Origin of the sequence: Amycolatopsis anabasis (genome assembly GCF_009765355.1) — a bacterium.
In the GTDB taxonomy this organism is placed as follows: domain Bacteria; phylum Actinomycetota; class Actinomycetes; order Mycobacteriales; family Pseudonocardiaceae; genus Amycolatopsis; species Amycolatopsis anabasis.
The window spans coordinates 1-7887 of record NZ_VTHK01000119.1 but is presented as its reverse complement, the minus strand read 5'-3'; the positions used below and the strand labels follow the sequence as shown (position 1 = coordinate 7887).

Here is a 7887-nt window from a genome sequence, read left to right as displayed (position 1 = left end):
CTGTCTCGACCGAAACGGACATCATTCTGCGCACCCCGCAAGGTTTGCATAGGACAAAGATCTAGGCCAGTGCTGACACGCCGCCGTAATCGTCGCGCAACCTGACGCGCTCGCGCCGACAGCGGAACTCACCGCCCCAAGCCGTTTGGGGCCGTGCCACCGAACGCCCGATACCGCGCGGGAACCATCGGCGCACTGCAACCACTGCACCCACGAGGAGCCGCGTCTCACGCATTGGTCAGGCGTTCCTGCCGGTAGCGGGCGAGGCGGTACAGCGCCAGGCGATGCAGCAGTTCCGCCCGCGACCCCGGAAAGATTCGGCTTTCGAGATCACGACTCGCGACCTTGACCGTGTCGCTCACGAGGATCGCTGGCACCAAGCCCCGGGTCGTAGATGAGGCGACCAACCGCAGGACGGTGCGCCCGAAGCAGAGGCCAAATCCGGAACCAGGTCATGATCAATTGGACATGGCGGCATGGTCAGGCACCGCCTAGGCCAACGAGCCTTATCCCGGGACTCCGAGGTAGCACCAATTGACAAAACCGAAAACGAATGTGCGGACGTTGTATCCGTGTGACCATCGGTCGATATACGTGTTGGTAATTGGACACCATGCCCTGTCGCCGTTGGTCTCGTAGTCCTGCGCCCAGCAATCATAGGGGTTCCCGGTTCCCCGGATCCGCGCGTTGAGGCGAGGGTATTCTCGAATGTTGACGTTCGTGCCATAGAAGTCGAGATATCCGCCGCAACGCGCGCGAACGTGCGACAGATCCGAAGAGCTGGGCGCTTGCCGTGGCGCAGCCGCCGCTGACGCAAGTGGGGAAGCGGCGGCCGGTGCCGCTGTCAGCGCGAGCCCTGCAAGGGTAGATGCCGCCAGCGCGAACGTGTACGCGTGAGCCTTGCCTCGCATTGCACCTCCAAGGGGTTAACTATTTTACTGCCATCCACCACCCGAATGGGGGTGGACTTGATCAAACCAAGCCATCGCACTCCTGGTGGCAGGATAGATGTGCGATCCTGCGGAATTCTTGTCGTGCGCTTGAAGTCGTTCATGAAAGCCGTGGACCGAGCTCTCAATTCGATCGATCACTACCGTGGCCGACGATCCAGAGTTGGTGCGAGCCTTCGCCGCGAGCGGAAGCGGGTATCGATCGGCAACGCACTGGCTATACACGACGGCTGCCGTTTTCCTGCTGGTGATCCTGATTATCACTTTCGTACTGAGATTGTCGTCCCTCACGATGGCATGAATCCGTTTTTCGCTCGCATCCAGTACCCCGCGTTCTCGCTCGTTCGACATCATCCCTCCGCAACAAACGACAAGTCGTGTTCAGCGCCGTGGTTCATCGGCGAGAGAACGCCGGGAGTGCCGAGCGATTACCCCGCCAGGTGAGGCCGCCATCGGGAAACCTCGTCGCACAGCCGGTACAGTGTCGAGGCAGCGACGGCGGACGTTGTTGTGGCGTCCGAACCCTCTCAGCCACTGAAAAGCGTCATCGACCGGATGCGCGTAGCGCTCGACGACAACCCGGAGATTGCTCCGACTGGAGCGGTGGACAGCACCGGCACGCGGTATCAAACCAAGGAGATGGCTGGAATCCGCACTGCCTCGACCCCACGCGCCGATGCCGGAAACCGGGCTACCGGCCCGAGTAGATCAAGAATAGGCGTTGATCCGTCCTGCGTCGGGTCGATGCCCGAGCGGTTGCTCAGCCGACTGCTCCGCACCATCGAAACACGCCAGCGCGACTATTCGGCGGAAATACCCGTCTGCCGTGCGTTCACGCCCGGCGTGACGTTGACTGACCCGACGGCCTTGTGCTGTGTGGCGATCGGGATCGTGTCGCGAACGGTCCATCGGTAGGCGCGGCGTCGGGCATCCTGGCACAGCTCGGCGACGAGCAGCCGCTCAACCGGCCACACCGCGACAGAGTCACGCAGCTCGGGGGACTGGTTCGCGGCCACAATCCGCGGTAGCAGATCCGACCGGGTGGCCATACCCCGCGCGTAGGCGATCCCGAAGCGCGGCCAGTCGAACACTTCGACCGACGAGCCGAGCACCTGCCGGGCTGCGGCTTCGGCGGCTACGGCCCACTCGACCACCGGCACCACGTCCTGCACGTTCAACGACACCGCGGAGTGCCCCAGATGTGCCAGCCCCAACTCCAGCGGCGGATACGTCTGCCCGTGGAGTTGCGCGGTCAACTCGCTCAGCAAACGCGTGTACTGCGCATCGGTGATGTCCCGGACCCAACCGATCGCGGCCACGGTCAGGCGCAGCCACTCCGGCGAGATCATCACCGGGCCCGTCCACGCCAGCAGGTGCTGATAGGCGGCAACGCGGCCTCGCACCCCGGCCCCGTCGCCGGTAGCCGGGGGCGCTGCGAGCAGCACCAAGCGCGGCTCGTCCCGCTCCCAGCGATGCACCGCAAAGTGATCCCGCACGGCGTGTCAGGGTACTCGACACGCGACCGGGACAAAACGGCCGTAACGGTCACCACGCAGCGAGCCGCACGCATTACCGGGCCGCGCCATTCCGCGTACCGGCTGAGCGCGAAGTTCGTGCCACGCGCAAGAACGGCACCCGAACTGGCATACCGCAGGCGTCTCGGAGCACCGGTTCAGTCGATGAAGTGTTCGCGTGACCGAGCGTCGTGCCCGACGTTTGCGCTCAACGTGGCCTCGCCGTACGATCAGGGCAGTCGTACAGGACGTTCGATCAGGGCATCCGCCCTACGGGAAGGGAACATGGCGACCACTCCAGCGGCGGCGCGCGGACACGAAGTGCGGCAACGGCTGCTGGCCGCGGCGGCCGAACTCATCCCCGAGCGCGGCTGGACAGCGGTGAGCACGCGGATCCTGGCCGAACGCGCGGGCGTAACGCCGAGCGTGGTGCACTACCACTTCCCGTCCATGCCGGTGTTGCTGCGCGAGGCCGTGGTCGGCCTCATGCGACAGATACTGTCCGAAGTGGACACTGTCCTGGACACCGCGGCCACCCCGGCCGATGCGATCGACGCGATGTTCGCGTCGATCGACCAGTACACCGGGGCCGACCCGATGTCGCTGCTGTCCATCGAGGCGTACCTGGCGGCCGGGCGGGACGAGCAGCTGCGCGAGCAGATCGGCGAACTGGTCGACGGATTCCGGCAGCGGTTCAGCCGTTGGCTGGGCGAGCACAGGGTGCCCGCGCCGGATGAGACCGCCGCCGTCCTGACGGCCGCGCTCGACGGCCTGCTCCTGCATCGCGGACTGGGCACCGGCCGGGCATCCGGTCCGGTGAAAGCCGTCCTGCGCAGGCTGGTCAACGAGGCACAGTGAGGGAGGTTCCTCGATGAGAGTAGTGATCTGCGGGGCGGGAATCACCGGGCTGACCCTGGCGAACCGGATATCGACGCTCGGCGGCGACGTCGTGCTGCTGGAGCGGGCACCCGGCCCCCGGTCGCAGGGATACATGATCGACTTCTTCGGGCCGGGCTACGACGCGGTCGAGGCGATGGGCCTGCTCCCCGCGATCGAGGAAGTCGCCTATCACGTCGATGAGGCGAGCCTGCTCGACGAGCACGGTCGCCGGCGGACCCGGGTGCGGCCCACGCAGTTCGCCAGCGGGCCCCTGCTCAACATCATGCGGCCCGACCTCGAGCGCGTACTGCGCGAGGCGCTGCCACCGCGAGTCGAGCTGCGGTTCGGGGCCGGTCCGGTCGCGGTGACCGAACACGGCGGCACGGTCCGGGTCGCGCTCGACGGGGCGACTCTGGAGGCGGATCTGCTCGTCGGCGCCGACGGCATCCACTCGACCGTCCGCCGGCTGGTGTTCGGGGAGGAGTCGCGGTTCTTCCGCTACCTCGGATTTCACACCGCCGCCTTCTCCTTCGACGCCCCGGACATCAACGCCGCGGTCGGGACCCGGGCCTGCCTCACCGACACCGCGGGCAAGCAGATGGGTTTCTACGCCCTGCGCGACGGTCGCGTCGCCTCCTTCGCCCTGCACCGCACGCTGGACCCGGCATTACCCGACGACGCCCGGGCGGCCGTGCGCCAGGTCTATGGCGAGCTGGGCTGGGTGGTGCCCCGCGCGCTCGACCAGTGCCCACCGGCACCGGAGATCTACTACGACCAGGTCGCGCAGATCGAAATGCCCCGCTGGAGCAAGGGACGCGTCGTGCTGCTCGGGGACGCCTGCCACGCGGTCTCCCTGCTCGCCGGTCAAGGCGCCTCGCTGGGCATCGGGGGCGCGTACCTGCTGGCCGACCAGCTGACCCGGGAGCAATCGATCGATCAGGCACTGGCCCGGTACGAAGAGCTTTGGCGTCCGGTGGTGGAAGACAAGCAGAAGATCGGCCGCGCCAGCGCCCGCTGGTTCCTGCCCGAGTCCACACTGCAACTGCGGATACGCCGCGCGGCCCTGCGCCTGGCGCGCCTGCCCTGGATCGATCGCTACGTCGCCGCGACCGTGGCGGGCAAATCCACCACCCTCATCAAGAACCCGAGCCACGCCTGATACCGGCAACGCGGTCAGCGCAGCCGCCGGATCCACGCGCGCCAGAGCACACCGGTCGGCACCACCGTGGCCAGCAGCACGCCGACCACGATGAACAGCGGAGAACCAGTCTGAGCACCGAAGATCATGGACATTAGCCCGGCAGCGAGCGAGGCCAGCACCGCCCCGGCGCCCAGAACCGCGCCGGAAAACCGCACCGGCCGCAACTCGTCAAGCCGATGGTCGAGCGCGGGTTCCTGCTCGGCCAGCTGGTGTTCGATCTCGGCGAGTATGCGTTCTTCCTCGTCTCGCAGTGCCATCGATCACTCTCACCGCCTTCCGCACGGTCACCGCGGCCCGCTGACCGCTCACTGACATCGCACCATGCAAGTGTTGCCTAGTGCAATAAAGCGGGAGCGGGATCGCGTCACCGCGGCGGAGTCGACCTCACCCTCGGTCTTGGGTTATCGGCGGGTCCGGGAGCGGATGCGGTGCACGGCCACGCCTGCCCCGACGAGAACGGCGAACGCGAGCACGGAGGGGACGACTCCGATGGCGCCGATCCAGTCCGCGAGCGCGGATTGCACGGTTCCGGCGGCGTCGACGACGGGGTCGAGGCGGCCCCGCCGCCGTGGAACAGCCGCAACTCGTAGACGCCGTAGTAGCCGACATACAGGCCGACCAGGACGAGCAGCCCGCCACCCACGTCGCCAGCTTGGCCGAATCGAAGTCCCCGTGACCGAGCCCCGCGCGTCAAGCAGCCCAGATCGCTGACCGACGCCAGCACCCCGGTCAGGACACCAACTGCTGCAAGACCTCCGACGACGCGGGCGCACGGACGTTGGCCGGACACGTCGACCCGTCGCTCAGGATGCACATACTGCGGGCCGCCCGCGAACACAACCACGCCAACCTGGACCGAGTGCACCACCCCGCCGGAGGGCTCGACGGTCTACCTCTGGTGCCGCCCATCCTGGGGTGCTGGGGTCAGACCGTCGTTGGCGGAGGTTGGTCTGCGTCCCGGCGCTTCCGATCGGTTACGCCCCAAATCAGCACCCGATGCATCCCGACGCTTCCGCGGTATTCCGTGCAGCCGGGCATCGGCCAGGCCACGTGCTCCAGCTCGAGCAGTGCGCCCCACGCCCGCAGAGTGTTTCCGATCTCGGACTCCGGCAGATCTTCGGCGTAGCCCTCGAGTACGTTGCGTAATGCCGCGAAGTGCCAACGTAGCGGTCGGCATCCAGCCTTAGCGGCGACCTCGTTGAGCGCGCGTCCGATCGCCTGGTCCACGACCCGGCCGAAGTCGTCGTTGCATACCTCGTCCCACCTAGTCAAATCCCGTCCTTCCGGTCGCGGGGTAGAGCAGCGGTACTGCGCCGCGGTGATCGCAACGGTCGGCTCTCGCAGGGTGTGATCGCCCCGGTAGGACACGATTGTCGCCTTCCAGGGCACTAGATACTTCGACCTGAAAAAGTTGCCGCGTGGCGGTCCGCTGGGCGGCGTCTGGTCAGCGGGAGGATGGCCTCGACCCCTTGGGCGAGAAGGGATCGAGGCCATCGTGTTCCGTACTGTAGGCGGTCAGGTATCGCTGTGGGAGGCGACGCTCCCAGCTGAGTTGCTGAGGTTGCCTGCCGAGTTGGCGGCTGTGGATGCGTTGCTGGATGATCCGGCGTTCGTGCCGACCGTGGCCTCAGGAGACGGTTCGAAGTTCGGTGTTTGCTTCCGGCCGAGGATGCGTTTGCGGGCGCTCAGCGTCGTGTCTGCGTGCCGTGGAGCGTCAGGCCGAGCAGGGGCAGCCACACCGCGTCCACGATCTCGACGATCGTCTCGTCCGGCACCGCGCCCGTGCCCAGCAGCATGTCGTGGCGCAGCAGGTCGAAGGGCAGGTTCACCACGCGTTCGGACCGCGGCACCCCGGCAAGCTCGCCGCGCTCGACGGCGCGGTCGACGAGCTGCGCGAAGGGGGGTGTCTCGTCCGCGAGGCGCAGGCGGCTGCGCAGATCACTGAAGTTGGTGCCGGTCTCGCGGAAGTAGTCCGCCAACTGGATACGTATGAGCATCACCGTGCGGGCCCGCTCGGCGTTGACCGCGCGCAGCAGGGTGAGGGCGTCCTGGCGCAGGCTGCCGGTGTCAGGGATCTCGAGCGGACGCCAGCGCCGGGTGAGTGTGGCGATCAGGAGGTCCGCGCGTTGCGGCCAGCGCCGGTAGAGCACCGGTTTGCTGGTCCCGGCGTGCGCCGCGACGGCCTCGAACGTGAAACCGTTGTAACCCCGCTCGACCAGCACCTCCCAGGTGGCATCAATGATCGCGTTCTCCAGGGCGGCGCCCCTGCGCCGGGTGGGAGTGACGGTCCTCGAACAGGCGGGCGTGGCGGCGATCCAGGTGGAGGATCAGGTGAGCCCGAAGCGGTGTGGTCACCTGAGCGGCAAGGAACTGATCGCCGCGGGCGAGATGGCGGGCAAGATCCGCGCCGCCGTCGACGCGCGCCGCGACCCCGACCTGGTGCTCGTCGCGCGGACCGACGCGATCGCCGTCGACGGGATCGACGAGGCGATCAAGCGGGCCCGGACCTACCGGGAAGCCGGGGCGGACGCGTTGTTCATCGAGGCGCCGACGACCGAACCGGACATCGAACGCATCGCCGGTGAGCTGGTCGGCGAACTCCCGCTCGTGTTCAACTGGGTCGACGACGGACGGACCCCGAACCTGAGCTACCGGCGGATCGCCGAACTCGGGTTCGCCGCCGTCCTCTTCCCCGTCACCGCGCTCTTCGCCGCCACCGCCGGTGTCCGGACCGTGCTGTCCGGCCTCGCCGCGGCCGGCACTCCCCCGACCGTCCCGCCCGGAACGTTCGACGAATTCACCGGTCTGCTCGAGCTGCCGGAACTGCGTGCCCGCGAAGACCGGTACGCCTGGCACGAAAGGAACCGACCATGACCAGCGGCGAGCAGGCGACCATCCGGTGTGTGCAGATGCGGGGTGGTACCAGCAAAGGCCTGTACTTCCACGAACGCGACCTTCCCGAGCCCGGGCCGCGGCGGGACCTGCTCCTCAAGCGCTTGATGGGCACACCCGACGTGCTGCAGATCGACGGCCTCGGCGGATCACGCATGATCACCTCGAAAGTGGCCGTCATCGCGCCTTCCGAACGTGACGACGCCGACGTCGACTACACGTTCGCGCAGGTCGATGTCGAGCTCGACCAGGTCGTCCACACCGGCAACTGCGGCAACATCTCCAGCGGTGTCGGCCCGTTCGCGATCGACGAAGGACTCGTGCCCGCGACGGACGGCCTCACCCGGGTCCGCATCCACAACACCAACACCGGCACGCTGCTCGTCGCCGAGGTTCCGGTGGAGAACGGAAAGGCGAAGGTGACCGGCGACTTCGCGCTCCCGGGAGTTCC

Annotated in this window: 10 protein-coding genes; 5 read left to right on the top strand and 5 right to left on the bottom strand. The window is 67.4% G+C overall.

Going from position 1 to position 7887, the window contains the following annotated elements; all coding sequences use genetic code 11:
• Positions 1–227 precede the first annotated feature (227 nt).
• Both FXO23_RS52460 and FXO23_RS49885 read right to left on the bottom strand, forming a co-directional pair.
• Positions 228–362, bottom strand: coding sequence for a hypothetical protein (locus FXO23_RS52460; protein WP_281356761.1), 135 nt, complete (start codon positions 360–362; stop codon positions 228–230).
• Between the two features lie 1388 nt (positions 363–1750).
• The gene (locus tag FXO23_RS49885) at positions 1751–2446 is read right to left on the bottom strand and encodes a hypothetical protein (RefSeq protein ID WP_158896141.1); all 696 of its coding nucleotides are present in this window, start codon (positions 2444–2446) and stop codon (positions 1751–1753) included.
• 303 nt (positions 2447–2749) lie between these two features.
• Here FXO23_RS49885 and FXO23_RS49880 point away from each other — a divergent pair, with 303 nt between their 5' ends.
• Complete coding sequence (locus tag FXO23_RS49880; RefSeq protein WP_179957095.1) at positions 2750–3322, top strand: TetR/AcrR family transcriptional regulator; 573 nt, start codon at positions 2750–2752, stop codon at positions 3320–3322.
• 13 nt (positions 3323–3335) lie between these two features.
• A complete protein-coding gene (locus FXO23_RS49875; RefSeq protein ID WP_158896139.1) occupies positions 3336–4502 on the top strand; it encodes an FAD-dependent monooxygenase in 1167 nt (388 codons plus the stop codon).
• Between the two features lie 14 nt (positions 4503–4516).
• On the opposite strand, the gene FXO23_RS49870 is transcribed toward FXO23_RS49875, so the two are convergent.
• The gene (locus FXO23_RS49870) at positions 4517–4801 is read right to left on the bottom strand and encodes a DUF3040 domain-containing protein (RefSeq protein WP_158896137.1); all 285 of its coding nucleotides are present in this window, start codon (positions 4799–4801) and stop codon (positions 4517–4519) included.
• A 171-nt stretch (positions 4802–4972) separates the two neighbouring features.
• On the opposite strand from FXO23_RS49870, the gene FXO23_RS49865 reads away from it, so the two are divergent.
• Positions 4973–5134, top strand: coding sequence for a hypothetical protein (locus FXO23_RS49865; RefSeq protein WP_158896135.1), 162 nt, complete (start codon positions 4973–4975; stop codon positions 5132–5134).
• A gap of 334 nt (positions 5135–5468) precedes the next feature.
• Here FXO23_RS49865 and FXO23_RS49860 read toward each other — a convergent pair whose 3' ends face one another.
• The gene (locus FXO23_RS49860; RefSeq protein ID WP_158896133.1) at positions 5469–5912 is read right to left on the bottom strand and encodes a hypothetical protein; all 444 of its coding nucleotides are present in this window, start codon (positions 5910–5912) and stop codon (positions 5469–5471) included.
• Between the two features lie 317 nt (positions 5913–6229).
• Entirely contained in the window at positions 6230–6766 is a 537-nt protein-coding gene (locus tag FXO23_RS49855; protein ID WP_246258632.1) for a TetR/AcrR family transcriptional regulator, read from the bottom strand.
• A gap of 16 nt (positions 6767–6782) precedes the next feature.
• On the opposite strand from FXO23_RS49855, the gene FXO23_RS49850 reads away from it, so the two are divergent.
• Entirely contained in the window at positions 6783–7418 is a 636-nt protein-coding gene (locus FXO23_RS49850; protein ID WP_158896131.1) for an isocitrate lyase/PEP mutase family protein, read from the top strand.
• On the top strand, positions 7415–7887 hold a 473-nt coding region (locus FXO23_RS49845; RefSeq protein ID WP_281356760.1), incomplete at its 3' end, for a PrpF domain-containing protein. The genes FXO23_RS49850 and FXO23_RS49845, both read left to right, overlap by 4 nt.

Bases quoted from the DNA above. Each gene is read 5' to 3' on its own strand.
- FXO23_RS49880 (WP_179957095.1), top strand. From the start codon at position 2,750: ATGGCGACCACTCCAGCGGCGGCGCGCGGACACGAAGTGCGGCAACGG.
- FXO23_RS49875 (WP_158896139.1), top strand. From the start codon at position 3,336: ATGAGAGTAGTGATCTGCGGGGCGGGAATCACCGGGCTGACCCTGGCG.
- FXO23_RS49870 (WP_158896137.1), bottom strand. From the start codon at position 4,801: ATGGCACTGCGAGACGAGGAAGAACGCATACTCGCCGAGATCGAACAC.
- FXO23_RS49850 (WP_158896131.1), top strand. From the start codon at position 6,783: ATGATCGCGTTCTCCAGGGCGGCGCCCCTGCGCCGGGTGGGAGTGACG.